This window comes from Streptomyces sp. NPDC031497 (assembly GCF_055580905.1).
In genome coordinates this window covers 99,842-113,822 of record NZ_JBVIKO010000004.1, presented here as the reverse complement: position 1 = coordinate 113,822, position 13,981 = coordinate 99,842, and the positions used below count along the sequence as shown (strand labels likewise).

The following is a 13,981-nucleotide window of genomic DNA, read 5'->3' as shown; positions in this document are numbered from 1 at the left end:
TTGCGAATGAAGGGACGCACGGGACTCATGGACACACTCCACGCAGTCCGGGCCCGCGGGATCAGCAAGTGCTTCGGCGATGTCGTTGCACTTGACGGCGTGGACCTGGATGTGACGCAAGGCCAGATCCACGGTCTGGTCGGACCGAACGGCGCCGGCAAGACGACGCTGCTCGGTCTGCTGCTGGGGCTGGCCGTCGCCGACGGCGGCAGACTGGAGATCCTCGGCACGCCGGTCGAGCGGACGCTCGCCGCCCCCGACGGTGTCGCCGGTTTCGTGGACGCGCCCGGTCTCTACCCCTCGCTCACCGCCCGGCAGAACCTCGCCGCGCTGGCGGCCCTTCGCGGCCTGGACACGGGGACGGCGGGCATCGACGGCGTGCTCGGCGAGGTCGGGCTCACCGATGTCGCCGACGACAAGACCCGCGGCTTCTCCCTCGGCATGCGCCAGCGGCTGGGGCTCGCCGCCGCCCTGCTCACCCGGCCCCGGCTGCTCGTGCTCGACGAGCCGTCCAACGGCCTGGACCCGGCCGGCAAGAGACATGTGCACGGCGTCCTCACCCGGCTCGCCGCCGAGGGAACCGGCGTGGTGCTCTCCAGCCACCGCATGGACGACCTGGAGGCGCTGTGCTCCGAGGTCACCATCCTCGCCACCGGACGCGTCGTCTTCTCCGGCCCGCTGAGCAAGCTGGTCGCCGAGAACCGTGAACTCGACTACCGGCTGCGCGCCTCCGACCCCGAGGCCGCGCGCCGGATCGCCGCCGACACGGCGGGCATCCGGATCGTCGACGACAGCGGCGTACGACAGGACGCCGACGTACTCGTCGTACGCGCTCTGGTGCCCGCCCTCGACGAACTCGTCGCGAAGGTCGTGCGGTCGGACGTCGCGGTGCGCGAACTCGCCCCCGTCGTATCACCGCTGGAGGCCGCGTTCCTCGCCCTCACCGACCAAGAGGAGACCGGCCGATGACCGCGACCACCGTCGCCCCGAGCACGACTGCGGCCCGCCGTGTCCCGGTGTCGCGCGGCTACCGCTTCGAACTGGTCAAGCTGGTCTCGCAGTGGCGGATCCGGCTGCTGGTCCTCGCCTGCTGGATCGCGCCGGCGCTCTTCGTCGCCGGGGTGAGCCAGCAGAGCACGCTTCCCTCCGACACGCTCTTCGGCCGCTGGATGCATGCCACTGGCTGGGCCGGACCGTTGGTCATGCTCGGTTTCGCGGGCACCTGGGCGCTGCCGCTGCTGACCTCGGTGGTCGCCGGTGACGTGTTCGCCTCCGAGGACCGCCTGGGCACCTGGCGTCATCTGCTGGTGGCGGTCCGCTCGCCCGCGCGGATCTTCGCGGCGAAGGCACTGGCCAGCCTCACCGTCATCCTGCTGCTGGTGGCCGGACTGGCCGTCTCCAGCGCGGTCGGCGGACTGGCGGCGGTCGGCAACCAGCCCCTGGTGGGACTGGACGGGCATCTGCTGACGCCCGGGGACGCGGCCGGCCGGGTCCTGCTCTCCTGGATCGCGGCCCTCGCACCGACGCTTGCCCTCGCCGCGATCGGACTGCTCGGGTCGGTCGCGCTGGGCCGCTCCCCGATGGGGCTGCTGCTGCCCCCGATCGTCGCGCTCGCGATGTCGGTCGCCCAGATGCTGCCGCTGCCCGTCGCCGTGCGCCTCGCCCTGCCCACCTACGCCTTCATCTCCTGGAACGGCCTGTTCACCAGCCCGGCCCAGCTCGCCCCGCTCCTGACCGCCGTCGCGGTCAGCCTGGTGTGGGCGGTGCTCGCGACCGTACTGGCCTATGTGCTGTTCGTGCGGCGCGACTTCACCAATCCGGCCTACGACGGTTCCGGGCGCCGCGCGTTCACCTTCGGCGTGCTGCCGCTGGCCGCGCTGACCGCCGTCACCGTCGGGGCGGTCGCCGTGGGCACCCCCTCGACGGGCTCCGGCATCGAACAGGACAAGGTGCAGAAGTCCCTCGCCACGGTCTTCGCGCACCTCTATCGCCTGCAGACGCAGGAACTCCATCGACCCGCCGTCACCGAAAAGCAGTTGGGGGCCACGGCGGCGTGTACCAAGAGCGACGGCCAGGCCGCCCAGGAGGGCGCGGGGAACGACTGGCGTTGCGTTGTGAGCTGGCACCTCCCCGGCGTCTCGGTGACGGGGACGGCGATCTACCAGCTCGACATCACCTCGGACGGGCGGTTCGTGGCGGACGGTGACGGTCCCAAGGAAGTCAACGGTTACTTCCTGGTGCGGACCGCGACCGGTGACGCCCCGAATCCGCTGTGGCAGTTCGACGGCAACGTCGAACTGCTTGACACCCACTGAAGGGAACAGTTCCGTGCAGGTAACCCGCCAGCGTCGGATCAACGAGAACAGACAAGTCAACTTCCTCGGCCGGCGCGTCGGCCGCCGGGCGCTGCTGGTGACGGCCGGTATCACCGTCGCCCTCGGCGTCACGGGCACCGCGGTCGCCTCGACATACCAGTTCGGCACCCAGCAGGTCGGCCAGACCACCGCCAACGGCCAGGTCGTCTCCGCCGACCAGTACATCAACCCCTACGGCAGCCGCACCGTCATCAACGACGGCAAGATCATGTCGTCGACGGTCAGCCCGGACGGCACCCACCTCGCGGCCTCGGTCGCCGACGGTGACGCGTCCCTGGTGATCATGGACCTGGCGACCGGGCAGGTGAAGCAGAAGGTCGGCACCAACGCGGCGGACGGCCTGCGCATCAGCAGCGGCGCGGTCGGCCAGGAGGGTCCCACCTACTCGCCCGACGGCAAGCAGCTGTGGCTGGGCCAGGCCAACGGCTACACGAAGTTCACCGTCAACGCGGACGGCACCCTCGCGAGCCCCACGGCCGTACCGATCGCGGCCAACGGCTCCAAGCAGGCGCTGGTGGGCGCGGCCGTGTTCTCCGCGGACGGCTCCACCGTGTACTCCGCGGTCAACGGCCAGAACAAGGTGGTCGCGATAGACGCGGCGACCGGCACGGTCAAGCAGACCTGGGCCGTCGGCAACGCCCCGCGCGGTCTCGCCCTGGTCGACGGCAAGCTCTACGTCAGCAACGAGGGCGGGCGTCCGGCCAAGGCCGGGGACACCACCATCAACTCCTACGGCACCGACGTGGTCGCCAACCCGAAGACCGGCGCCTCCACCACCGGCACGGTCAGCGTCATCGACACCTCCGACCCGTCCGCCGCCGTCGGCACCATCGCCGTCGGCCTGCACCCGACCGCGGTGTACGCGAACAAGGGCGCGGTGTTCGTCACCAACACCGCCGACAACAGCGTGTCGGTCATCGACAGCCACAAGGACATGGTCGTCCAGACCATCGCCACCCAGCCGTGGCCCGAGGCGTCCGTCGGCTACGAGCCGAACGCGGTCACCCTCACCGACGACGGCCGCCTCCTGGTGACGCTCGGCCGCGCCAACGCCGTCGCCGTCTACCGCTACACCTCCCCGCAGCAGCCCGCCCGTTACGTCGGTCTGGTCCCCACGGACTACTTCCCGTCGGGGATCACCGCCCTCGGCAAGAAGGTCGTCGTCGCCAACACCCGCGGCGTCGACGCGCTGCGCCCCGACGCCGCCGGCCACAACACGCACGACACCACGTCGAGCCTCACCCAGTTCACGATGCCGAGCGACCAAGTCGTCAGGTCCGAGACGGCCAAGGTGTTCAAGCAGAACGGCTGGACGTCCAACTCGGTCAAGACCGCCAAGGGCAACAGCCACAAGAAGGCCGTCCCGGTCCCGAAGCGGATCGGCGACCCGTCGACGATCAAGCACGTCTTCCTGCTCGTCAAGGAGAACCGCACCTACGACCAGGTCTTCGGCGACCTCCCGCAGGGCAACGGAAACTCCGCGCTCACCCAGTTCGGCGAGAACGTCACGCCGAACCAGCACGCGCTGGCCCAGCAGTTCGGCCTGTACGACAACTTCTACGACATCGGCACCAACTCCGCCGAGGGCCACAACTGGCTCATGCAGTCCGACAACCCGGAGTACACCGAGTCGTCGGCCGGCGAGTACACCCGTAGCTACGACACCGAGAACGACGTCCTCGGCCACCAGAAGACCGGGTTCATCTGGACCGGTGCACAGGCGGCCGGCAAGTCGGTCAAGGACTTCGGCGAGTTCCAGTCGCTGGAGACCAAGCCGGCCGGCGCGACCTGGCAGAACCTGTACTGCGACAGCAAGAACATGGCCGCGACCGGGGCCCAGACCGCCTACCCCATCAAGACGGGCTCGGCGATCCCCTCGCTCAACGACGTGTCGGTGCAGGGCTTCCCGCTGTTCGACCTCGACGTCCCGGACGTCTACAAAGAGCAGATCTGGCAGCAGGACTTCGAGAAGAACGGCCCGGCGAACCTGAACATGTTCTGGTTCTCCAACGACCACACCGGCGGCCCGGCGAATGCCGCCGCCGCGGTCGCCGACAACGACCTCGCGGTCGGCCGGATGGTCGACAAGATCACGCACAGCAAGTACTGGAAGGACTCGGCGATCTTCGTCGTCGAGGACGACTCCCAGGCCGGCCTCGACCACGTCGACGGCCACCGCGCGCCGGTCCAGGTCATCAGCCCGTACGCCCAGCACGGCAAGGTCGACGACCACTACTACTCGCAGATCACCATGGTCCGCACCATCGAGCAGATCCTCGGGGTGCACCCGATGAACCAGCTCGACAGCGCGGCCACCCCGATGTACGGGGCGTTCACGAGCAAGGCGGACGACACGCCGTTCACGGCGGTCCCGAACCGGACCTCCCTGACCCTCGGCGTGAACCCGCAGCCGACCTGCGGTTCGGACACCCCGGCAGCCCAGGACACCAAGGCGGCAGCCGCGCCGACGACGGTCTCGGTGCCGGCGGCCGAGAAGACGCTCGCGGCACAGTGGAAGACCTGGGCGTCGCACCAGCGGCTGACCGGCCCGAACGCCGTGCCCGACTACGCCAACCCCACCCAGATGAACCGTTACACCTGGTACCAGACCCACAACTGGACCAAGCCGTACCCCGGCGACAAGAAGATCTACACGCCGGACGACGTACCGGGCGCCTACCTTCCCTCCTCGGAGAACGACGGCTGAGCGCTCTGCCACGCGGTCATGTGCGGGGCCCTGGGCGGGCCCCGCACGTCCCCTCGTCGGTCCCGGGACGGCTGCCGCGCGCAGGCTGCCGCGCCATGCGCCAAGCTTGCTGCGGAACGTACGCGGAACGCACGCGGAACGACGACGAGAGGGAGACGTCATGACCGACAAGCCGACCGTGGCCTTGCTGGGCACCGGCATCATGGGCGCCGCGATGGGCCGCAACCTCCTGAAGGCCGGACTCACCGTCCGCGCGTGGAACCGCACCCGGGCCAAGGCGGAACCCCTCGCCGCCGACGGCGCCCAGGTCACCGGCACCCCCACCGAGGCCGTCGACGGCGCCGACGTCGTTGTGACCATGCTGTACGACGGCGACACCGCCCTGGAGGCCCTCCGTGAGGCGGCCGGCGCGCTGCGGCCGGGGGTCGTCTGGGCGCAGTGCACCACCGCGGGACTCGACCAGATCCCCGAACTGGCCGCCTTCGCCCGCGAGCACGGCCTGGTCTTCTACGACGCCCCGGTCCTCGGCACCCGCCAGCCCGCGGAGGCCGGACAGCTCACCGTCCTGGCAGCCGGTCCCGAAGAGGGCCGGGAGACGGTCGCGCCGGTCTTCGACGCCGTCGGCGCCCGCACACTGTGGACCGGCGACGACGGGTCCTCGGCCGCCGCGACCCGGCTCAAGCTGGTCGCCAACAGCTGGGTCATCGCGGCCACCGCGGCGACCGGCGAGGTGGTGGCCCTGGCCCAGGGCCTCGGCGTCGACCCGAACAACTTCTTCGACCTGATCGCGGGCGGGCCGCTCGACATGGGCTACATGCGGGCCAAGGCCGGGCTGATCCTGGACGGCGGGCTGACCCCGCCGTCCTTCGCGGTGGACACCGCCGGGAAGGACGCCCGGCTGATCGTCGCCGCCGGCGCGAGCCACGGCGTGCGCCTCGACGTCGCCGAGGCGGCCGCCGAACGCTTCGCCCGCGCCGCCGCCCAGGGCCACGCCGACGAGGACATGGCCGCCGCGTACTTCGCGAGCTTCGACGGCAAGTAGTCGGTCACCCGGGTCCGCGCCGACGTGACGGCCCGGCCCTGTGAGGAGCACCCTGGAAGCAGCGATTGCGGAGGTGGTCCCCATGATGCAGACCGCTGTGGGATGGCACGTCGAGATGGAGTTCCTGGAGGACGACACGCACACGCGCGCGGTGGCCATGGTGCGCCTGCCCGACGGCACCGAGGTACGGGCGCACGGCCATGCGAGCCGTCATGACTCCGACAGCAATCAGCCCAGAGTCGGCGAGGAGATCGCCGGAGCCCGCGCTTTGAACGAACTGGCCATGCAGTTGCTGACTAAGGCGCACGGCGAGATCGACGCGGACTCCGGACGGCACTCGCACCCGATCAACGTGTGAGGAGCGTGGGCGCGGTTGCGGGCGGCGTGGGAGGCGCGGGCCGGGCGCGCAGGCGTGCGAGGCGTGGGCGCGGGGTGCGGGCGCGTGCGTGGGGCGCAGCGCGGAGCGCGCTGCGTGCGCTGGGCGCTGAGGCGCGTACGTCGGCGCTGAGGCGTGCACGTCGGCGCTCGGGCGTGGTGCGTGGGCGCTGGGGCGCGTACGTCCGCGCTGGGGCGCATGCGCGGCTACGACAGCGCCGTGCGCACCGCCCGCACCAGCGCCTGCGCCCGTGCGTCCGCCGTCACGCTCTTGCGGAAGCCGTTGGTGACGTAGCCGAAGGCGATGCCCGACTCGGGGTCCGCGAAGCCGAGCGCGCCGCCGCGGCCCGGATGGCCGAAAGAAGCGGGGGAGAGCAGCGGGGAGGCGCTGCCGTGCAGCATGTAGCCGAGCCCGAAGCGGGTGGAGACGACCAGCACCCGGTCCGGCCCCGCCGACTGCTCGGCGCGGGCCAGCTCGATGGTCTCCGGCGTGAACAGCCGCGTGCCGCCGTCGACCTCGCCGATGAGGGAGGCGTAGAAGCGGGCCAGGCCGTCGGCGGTGGCGATCCCGTTGGAGGCGGGGAGTGCGGCCGCGCGGTAGGCGGGCTCGTTCTCGTCCGGAAGCGGGCTGATCGCGCCGAACGCCCGGCGGGTCAGCGACCCGGGGTCGGCGTACGCCTCGGAGACGGCCCGCTTGGGCCGGGTCCGTAGCGCGCCGGCGGTCTCCGGGGCCTCGACGGGCCCGACGCGCCCCACGCGCGCGTGCTCCGTCTCCGGCAGGCCGAGCCACAACTCGGCGCCGACCGGCCCGGCGATCTCCTCCGCGATCCACTCGCCGATCGGCCGCCCGGTCACCCGCCGCACCAGCTCACCGGTGAGCCAGCTGTAGGTCTGTGCGTGATAGCCGTGATCGGTGCCCGGCTCCCACACCGGTGCCTGGGCCGCCACCGCCGCGGCGCTCAGATCGGGGTCGGCGGCCTGCTCGGGCGTGAGCGGCCGGTCCAGCACCGGCACGCCGGCGCGGTGCGCGAGCAGATGCCGCACCAGCGTGCGCTCCTTGCCGGCCGCCTTGAACTCCGGCCAGTGGTCACCCACCGGGGCGTCCAGGTCCAGCTCCCCGCGCTGCCGCAGAAGTAGCAGCACCGCGGCGGCGACGCCCTTGGTCGCCGAGCGCACGATCTGGGCGGTGCCGTGCTCCCAGGACGCCGCGCCGGCATCCCCGTCGAAGTCCCGGGCGCCGCCCCACAGGTCGACGACCCGGTGCCCGTCCCGGTACACGGCGACCGCCGCGCCCCGGTCCCCGAGCAGCTCGAAGTTCTTCGCGAACGCGTCCCTGACCGGCTCGAAGCCCTCGGCCACAGTGCCGTTCACGTCCACGTCCGCCACGTCCCTCCTGATCGCCTGCCACCCTTGGGGGCCAACGCCCTCGCGGGGCCCGCGATTCCTCGGTACCGAGGACGTACGGGCGTGAGCTGCGCCTCAGTCCTCGGTGGGGGAGGCGTGCGGTCAGCCGAGCACGATCGTCACGTCGATGTTGTCGCGCGTCGCGTTCGAGTACGGGCACACGTCGTGGGCGGCCTCCACCAGCTTCGCCGCGATGTCCGCGTCCAGGACCGGGAGCGAGACACTGAGCGCGACGGCGAGACCGTAGCCGCGCCGTTTGTTGGGGCCGATACCGACCTTCGCGGCGACCGTCGAGCCGGTCAGGTCGTAGCCCTCGCGGTTGCCGACCAGGATCAGCGCGTTGTGGAAGCAGGAGCTGTAGCCTGCCGCGAACAGCTGCTCGGGGTTGGTGCCGTTGCCGTCGCCGCCCAGCGCCGGAGGCATCGCGACCTTGAGGTCGATCTGGCCGTCCTGGCTGGTCACATACCCGTTCCGGCCGCCGTGAGCGGTCGCCTCGGCGACATACATGATCTTCGTCGGACGGGTGTCGACGGTGGCGCCTTCGGTCACGGCGGGACCTCCCCCAGGGCGGAAACGATGATGGGCAACACGATGGTGTGCAAGTACATCGTGCACAAGGTACCGACCGGTAGGAAGTCTCTGGATTACCAGGGGGTGGAAACCGTGGGTAACAGGGAGCGGGGGAGTGAGAGGAGAGGTGGGGCGCGCGATGCTGAGGTGCGCGCTGAGCGTGCGCGCCCGGCGTGGGCGCCGCTACGCGGGGCGCGGGGCCGCGCCGCTCGCCCGGTCCGCGAGCATCCGCAACTCCTCGCGCAACCGTGCCACGTCCGCGCCGTCGAGCCCCGTCGTCGTGAGCAGGGCGCCGGGTACGCGCGCCGCGCGCTCCCGCAGTTCCTCCGCGCGCCCGGTGCACGCGACGAGCACCGAGCGCTCGTCCCGCTCCGAGCGCTCCCTGTGTACCAGACCCGCCGCCTCCAGCCGCTTCAGCAGCGGCGACATCGTGCCGTAGTCGAGACGGAGCGCGCCGGCCAGGTCCTTCACCGTGGTCTCGCCCCGCTCCCACAGGACGAGCAGCACGAGGTACTGCGGGTAGGTGAGCCCGAGGTCGTCGAGGAGCGGGCGGTAGGCGGCGGTCACGGCGCGCTGCGCGGCGTACAGCGCGAAGCACAGCTGGTCGTCCAGCCGTGGCGGCCCCGTGCCCTCTTGATGCGTCACCCGCCCATTGTCACGGACGCGGGGAGGCGCGGGACGGCCGTCACGGAAACGCGTCAGGCGCTTCCGCGTCCCGCCGTCGCCGCGCGCGGGTCGAAGCCGAACGGCAGTTCCAGCCGGTGGGCGCGCATCAGGGCTTCGTCGGACAGGAGTTCGCCGGTGGGGCCGTCGGCGGCGATCGTGCCGTCGCTCAGGATCAGGGAGCGCGGGCACAGCTCCAGGGCGTAGGGCAGGTCGTGGGTGACCATGAGGACCGTGACGTCCAGGGAGCGCAGGATGTCGGCGAGTTCGCGGCGGGAGGCCGGGTCGAGGTTGGAGGAGGGTTCGTCGAGGACGAGGATCTCCGGTTCCATGGCGAGGACGGTGGCGACGGCGACCCGGCGGCGCTGGCCGAAGGAGAGGTGGTGCGGCGGGCGTTCGGCGAAGTCGGCCATGCCGACGCGTTCCAGGGCGGTACGCACGCGTGCCTCGAGTTCGGCGCCCTTCAGGCCGGCCGCCGCCGGACCGAACGCCACGTCCTCGCGGACCGTCGGCATGAACAGCTGGTCGTCCGGGTCCTGGAAGACGATGCCCACCCGGCGCCGGATCTCCGCCATGTGCCGCTTGCCGACCGGCAGTCCGGCCACCGTCACCGTGCCCGTGCCGCCGCTCAGGATGCCGTTGAGGTGCAGTACGAGGGTGGTCTTGCCGGCGCCGTTCGGCCCGAGCAGCGCGACGCGCTCGCCGCGCGTGACGGTGAAGTCCACGCCGAACAGGGCCTGGTGCCCGTCGGGGTAGGCGAAGGCGAGGCCGGAGACCTCCAGGGAGGCGGGAGCGGTAGTCACAGGGCCCATCCCAACACGCAGACGACAAGGGCGGACAAGGGCAGCGCGAGGGCGTGGGACCACTGCGCCCGGGACGCGGTCACCTCGTCGATGACCGGCATCGAGCCGGCGTACCCCCGGCTCACCATGGCCAGGTGGACGCGCTCCCCGCGCTCGTAGGAGCGGATGAACAACGCGCCGGCGGACTTCGCGAGCACGCCCCAGTGGCGCACGCCCCGCGCCTCGAAGCCGCGCGACTCCCGTGCGATCCGCATCCGGCGCATCTCGTCGGTGATGACGTCGCCGTAGCGGATCATGAAGGAGGCGATCTGGACGAGCAGCGGGGGGAGCCGGAGCCGCTGGAGCCCGAGGAGCAGTTCGCGCAGCTCCGTGGTGGCCGCGAGCAGGACGGAGGCGGCGACGCCGAGGGTGCCCTTGGCGAGCACGTTCCAGGCGCCCCACAGGCCGTTCACGCTGAGCGAGAGACCGAGGACGTCGACCCGCTCGCCCTCCGCCACGAACGGCATCAGCACCGCGAAGGCGACGAACGGCACCTCGATCAGCAGCCGGCGCAGCACGAAGGAAGCGGGCACGCGCGCGTGGTGCGCGACGCCCGCGAGGAGCACGGCGTACAGGGCGAACGCCCACATCGCCGTACGCGGTGTCGAGACCACGACGACCACGAAGGCGAAGGCGGCGGCGAGCTTGGTGTGCGGGGGGAGCGTGTGCACGGGGGAGTGCGCGTGCCGGTAGAGCCGGTGGGTGTGTCCTGCGCCCATGTCAGAGCGCCCGGGACGGTTCTTCGGCGCCCCGGCGCCTGCGCACCGCCCAGAACACCGTGCTGCCCGCGACGACGGTCACACCGACGCCGATGACGCCCGCGAGGCCGCCGGAGAGGCGGGCGTCGGAGATGTCCTTGACGCCGTAGTCGGCGAGCGGGGAGTCGGCGGCGGCGTGCTCCTCCGACTTCACGTCGATGCCCTTGTCGTGGGCGACCTTCTCCAGACCGTCCGGGTCGGCGGAGGCGTAGAAGCTGACGAACCCGGCGAGGACCAGGGAGGTGGCGAGCCCCGTGATCCACAGCGCGCGCCGCGAGGTGCGCGCCGTCACGGGCGCCGTGGGCGCCGGCTGTGACGGGGGCGCGTCCACGAGCACGCCGTTCACACGCAACTTCAGCCCCTGCCGCAGTTCGCGCGCCCCGTGCACCAGGTCCGGGCGTACGGCGATGACGGCGCCGACCGTGAGCGCGGTGATCGCGGCCTCGCCGATGCCGATGAGGACGTGCACACCGATCATGGCCGTGGCCACCTTGCCGATGGACACGTCGGTGGTGCCGCCGATCGCGTAGAGGAGCGTGAAGGCGACGGAGGCGGCCGGGACGGAGAGCAGGGCGGCGACGAAGGATGCGGCGGTCACCGAACGCCGGGTGCGCGGCAGGACCTTCAGCAGGCCCCGGAAGACGGCGTACGCGACGACGGTCGTCACGATCGCCATGTCGGTGATGTTCACGCCGAGCGCGGTCAGCCCGCCGTCCGCGAACAGGATGCCCTGCATCAGCAGGACCACGGACACGCACAGGACGCCGGTATAGGGGCCGACGAGTATCGCGGCCAGCGCTCCGCCCAGGAGATGGCCGCTTGTTCCGGCCGCGACGGGGAAGTTGAGCATCTGTACGGCGAAGATGAACGCCGCCACCAGGCCGGCGAGCGGCGCCGTGCGCTCGTCGAGTTCGCGGCGGGCGCCGCGCAGGCTCACGGCGAGGGCGCCGGCCGCGACCACCGCGGTGACCGCCGAGGTGGGGGCGTCGATGAATCCGTCAGGTACGTGCACCGTTCGATTTTAAGGTGTTGTTGCGAAGCTTTTGCAAGAGCGAGGGAGTCGTATATCGCGTACCGAGACGCATCGGGGCCCACCGGGAGCCGCGGGAGAAACGTTGGTGCCCGCAAGCGCAATCCGGAATATGTGGGACATTGGAGAAGAAGCGGATGCACAGCTTTCGCAAAGGTAACGGAGCGTAAAGGGCAGTCCGATGTCTGTAGTCGAGCAGTATGCGCGAGCCCACATCGTCACGGACGAGGACGTGCGGGAGGACCCGGGTGCGGTGCCCGTCATCCTGCGCTACGACCCCGAAGCCGATCCGCGATCGGTGCGCGTCGGCCTGCCCGGGACGGACGAGTGGACGTTCTCGCGCGCGCTGCTGGAGCAGGGACTCAGGGCGCCGGCGGCGAGTGGTGACGTACGGGTGTGGCCGCTGGGGCGGGTGCAGGCCGTGGTGGAGTTCCACTCCGACCACGGCACGTCGGTGGTGCAGTTCGAGTCGAAGGCCCTGCTGCGCTTCCTCCGGCGCACCTACATGGCCACCCCTGTGGCCGGTTAGCGCCGCCTACAGCGACGACCCCAGCTTCAGCAGCGCCGCCACGATCGGCCCGGCCGTGTCGCCGCCGTGGCCGCCCGCCTGGACCACGCCCGCGCCCACCAGATCGCCCTTGTACGCCGTGAACCAGCCGTTGGGCTTCTTCTGCCCGTCGACCTCGGCCGAGCCCGTCTTGGCGCCGTAGTCCGGGCCGAGACCCGCCATCGCCTTGGCGGCCGTGCCGTACGCAGCCGTGTACTGCATGACCTCCTTCAGCTCGGACTGGGTCTTCGCGGACATCGTGCGCGAGGCCTTGGCGACGGTCCGGTTGTCGACCGTGGGGGAGACCAGGTACGGCTGGTGGAAGACGCCCGTCTCGACGGTGGACGCCACCGACGCCATGTTCAGCGGGTTCATGCGCACCCCGCCCTGCCCGATCAGCGAGGCGCCCATCTGCGCGCCGCTCTGCACCGGGACCGAGCCGTCGAAGGTCGGGACGCCGATGGCCCAGTTGTTCATGCCGAGGCCGTAGACCTGCTGCGCCTCGGTCGTCAGGTCGCTGTTGGACAGCTTGGGCGCGAAGTTGATGAAGGCGTTGTTGCAGGAGGCCCCGAAGGCCAACTTGAACGTGCCCTTCTTGATCTCGGAGTCGTCGTCGTTGTGGAACGTCCACCCGGCCAGCTTGTACGTCTTGGGGCAGGGGTGGGACGCGTCCGGGGTGATGAGCCCCTTCTCGAACAGCATCGTCGAGGTGACGATCTTCATCGTGGAGCCGGGGGCCAGCGAGCCCTGGAAGGCCACGTTGAAGCCGTGGCTGGAGTTGGCCACGGCGTAGATCTCGCCGGTCGAGGGGCGCATCACGACGACCGAGGCGTTCTTCTGGGTGGTGACCTGCTTCTCGGCGGCCGCCTGGAGGGTCGGGCTGAGCGTCGTCCTCACCGTGCCCGGCGTGCCCTTGCTGAGCTCCAGGAGGGTCTTGTCGGACAGCTTCGCCTTCTCGGACGCCTTGCCGCGCACCACGCGCAGTTCGACGCCCGCCTTGCCGCCGGCCTTCTTGCCGAACTTCTCCCGCAGCCCGTCCAGGACCGTGCCCAGCGACGGGTACTTGGCAGTGGTGATCTCGCCGCCGTCGCGGTCCAGCGCCTTGATGGGCGGGGTGCCGGACTCGCCGGTGGCCAGGGTGTCGCCGTCCGCGAGGTCCGGGTGGACGACCGCGGCGTGCCAGTCGACCACCGGCTTGCCGTCGCCGGCGCGCCGGACGACGCTGAACGAGGAGTCGTACGACAGCGGCTTGCTGACGCCCTTGTACGACACCGTCGCTTTCACCGAGAACGGGACCTTGGCGCCGGTGCGCGTGCCCTCGGTGAGCGTGACGTCCTTGACGTGGGCGTTCTTGGCGTAGCCGGTGAGCAGCGTGATGCAGGCCTTGGCGTTGTCCGTGACGGCGGCGGCCCGGGTGACCTTGCCCTGCTGCCAGGACGTCAGGAAGGTCCGCGCCGTCGTCTGCACCTCGGTCGCCGACAACGGCCCGGTCTTGACGGGCTTGGCGGCCGGCCCCTTCGACGCCGCGTCGGCCGCTCCGCCGCCGTACAGCGCGTAGAGGCCGATGCCGGCGCCGCCGACGACGACGGCGATCATCCCGCCGATGACGGCGGGTCTCCTCTTCTTCCGCCGTTCGACGACGCGCCTTCTCTTGCCCACAGCTCAGTC

General features: G+C 71.2%; 13 protein-coding genes. 6 read left to right on the top strand and 7 right to left on the bottom strand.

What is annotated here, in order from left to right:
* The first annotated feature begins 27 nt into the window (after nucleotides 1–27).
* The 5 genes from ACZ5K7_RS09170 to ACZ5K7_RS09150 all read left to right on the top strand — a co-directional run bounded on the left by ACZ5K7_RS09170 (nucleotide 28) and on the right by ACZ5K7_RS09150 (nucleotide 6,482).
* Nucleotides 28–969, top strand: coding sequence for an ABC transporter ATP-binding protein (locus tag ACZ5K7_RS09170; RefSeq protein WP_468912128.1), 942 nt, complete (start codon nucleotides 28–30; stop codon nucleotides 967–969).
* On the top strand, nucleotides 966–2,315 hold the full coding sequence (locus ACZ5K7_RS09165; RefSeq protein ID WP_468912126.1) for an ABC transporter permease: 1,350 nt from the start codon (nucleotides 966–968) through the stop codon (nucleotides 2,313–2,315). The genes ACZ5K7_RS09170 and ACZ5K7_RS09165 overlap by 4 nt, the downstream gene beginning before the upstream one ends.
* A gap of 13 nt (nucleotides 2,316–2,328) precedes the next feature.
* Nucleotides 2,329–5,082 carry an alkaline phosphatase family protein gene (locus ACZ5K7_RS09160; protein WP_468912124.1) on the top strand — a complete coding sequence of 918 codons (2,754 nt, stop codon included), beginning with the start codon at nucleotides 2,329–2,331 and terminating at the stop codon, nucleotides 5,080–5,082.
* Nucleotides 5,083–5,242: 160 nt separating this feature from the next.
* Nucleotides 5,243–6,124 carry an NAD(P)-dependent oxidoreductase gene (locus ACZ5K7_RS09155; protein WP_351706760.1) on the top strand — a complete coding sequence of 294 codons (882 nt, stop codon included), beginning with the start codon at nucleotides 5,243–5,245 and terminating at the stop codon, nucleotides 6,122–6,124.
* Between the two features lie 82 nt (nucleotides 6,125–6,206).
* Complete coding sequence (locus tag ACZ5K7_RS09150) at nucleotides 6,207–6,482, top strand: DUF1876 domain-containing protein (protein ID WP_351706757.1); 276 nt, start codon at nucleotides 6,207–6,209, stop codon at nucleotides 6,480–6,482.
* Between the two features lie 224 nt (nucleotides 6,483–6,706).
* Here ACZ5K7_RS09150 and ACZ5K7_RS09145 read toward each other — a convergent pair whose 3' ends face one another.
* The 6 genes from ACZ5K7_RS09145 to ACZ5K7_RS09120 form a co-directional block, all read right to left on the bottom strand.
* Nucleotides 6,707–7,876 (bottom strand): serine hydrolase domain-containing protein, encoded by a 1,170-nt coding sequence (locus ACZ5K7_RS09145; protein WP_468912589.1) that lies wholly within the window; start codon nucleotides 7,874–7,876, stop codon nucleotides 6,707–6,709.
* A gap of 129 nt (nucleotides 7,877–8,005) precedes the next feature.
* Nucleotides 8,006–8,410, bottom strand: coding sequence for an organic hydroperoxide resistance protein (locus ACZ5K7_RS09140; protein ID WP_351706855.1), 405 nt, complete (start codon nucleotides 8,408–8,410; stop codon nucleotides 8,006–8,008).
* A gap of 246 nt (nucleotides 8,411–8,656) precedes the next feature.
* Entirely contained in the window at nucleotides 8,657–9,118 is a 462-nt protein-coding gene (locus ACZ5K7_RS09135; RefSeq protein WP_351706754.1) for a MarR family winged helix-turn-helix transcriptional regulator, read from the bottom strand.
* A 53-nt stretch (nucleotides 9,119–9,171) separates the two neighbouring features.
* Complete coding sequence (locus tag ACZ5K7_RS09130; protein ID WP_351706751.1) at nucleotides 9,172–9,948, bottom strand: energy-coupling factor ABC transporter ATP-binding protein; 777 nt, start codon at nucleotides 9,946–9,948, stop codon at nucleotides 9,172–9,174.
* Nucleotides 9,936–10,697, bottom strand: coding sequence for a cobalt ECF transporter T component CbiQ (cbiQ, locus tag ACZ5K7_RS09125; protein ID WP_351706748.1), 762 nt, complete (start codon nucleotides 10,695–10,697; stop codon nucleotides 9,936–9,938). Before cbiQ ends, ACZ5K7_RS09130 begins: the two co-directional genes overlap by 13 nt.
* Nucleotide 10,698: 1 nt before the next feature.
* Nucleotides 10,699–11,748: an energy-coupling factor ABC transporter permease gene (locus tag ACZ5K7_RS09120; RefSeq protein ID WP_468912122.1), complete on the bottom strand. Its 1,050-nt coding sequence runs from the start codon at nucleotides 11,746–11,748 to the stop codon at nucleotides 10,699–10,701.
* Between the two features lie 199 nt (nucleotides 11,749–11,947).
* Between ACZ5K7_RS09120 and ACZ5K7_RS09115 the strand changes: the two genes are divergently transcribed.
* Nucleotides 11,948–12,295 carry an SsgA family sporulation/cell division regulator gene (locus ACZ5K7_RS09115; protein WP_468912121.1) on the top strand — a complete coding sequence of 116 codons (348 nt, stop codon included), beginning with the start codon at nucleotides 11,948–11,950 and terminating at the stop codon, nucleotides 12,293–12,295.
* A 6-nt stretch (nucleotides 12,296–12,301) separates the two neighbouring features.
* Here the strand turns inward: ACZ5K7_RS09115 and ACZ5K7_RS09110 are convergent, their stop codons facing one another.
* Nucleotides 12,302–13,972: a penicillin-binding transpeptidase domain-containing protein gene (locus ACZ5K7_RS09110; RefSeq protein ID WP_351706739.1), complete on the bottom strand. Its 1,671-nt coding sequence runs from the start codon at nucleotides 13,970–13,972 to the stop codon at nucleotides 12,302–12,304.
* Between the last annotated feature and the right edge of the window lie 9 nt (nucleotides 13,973–13,981).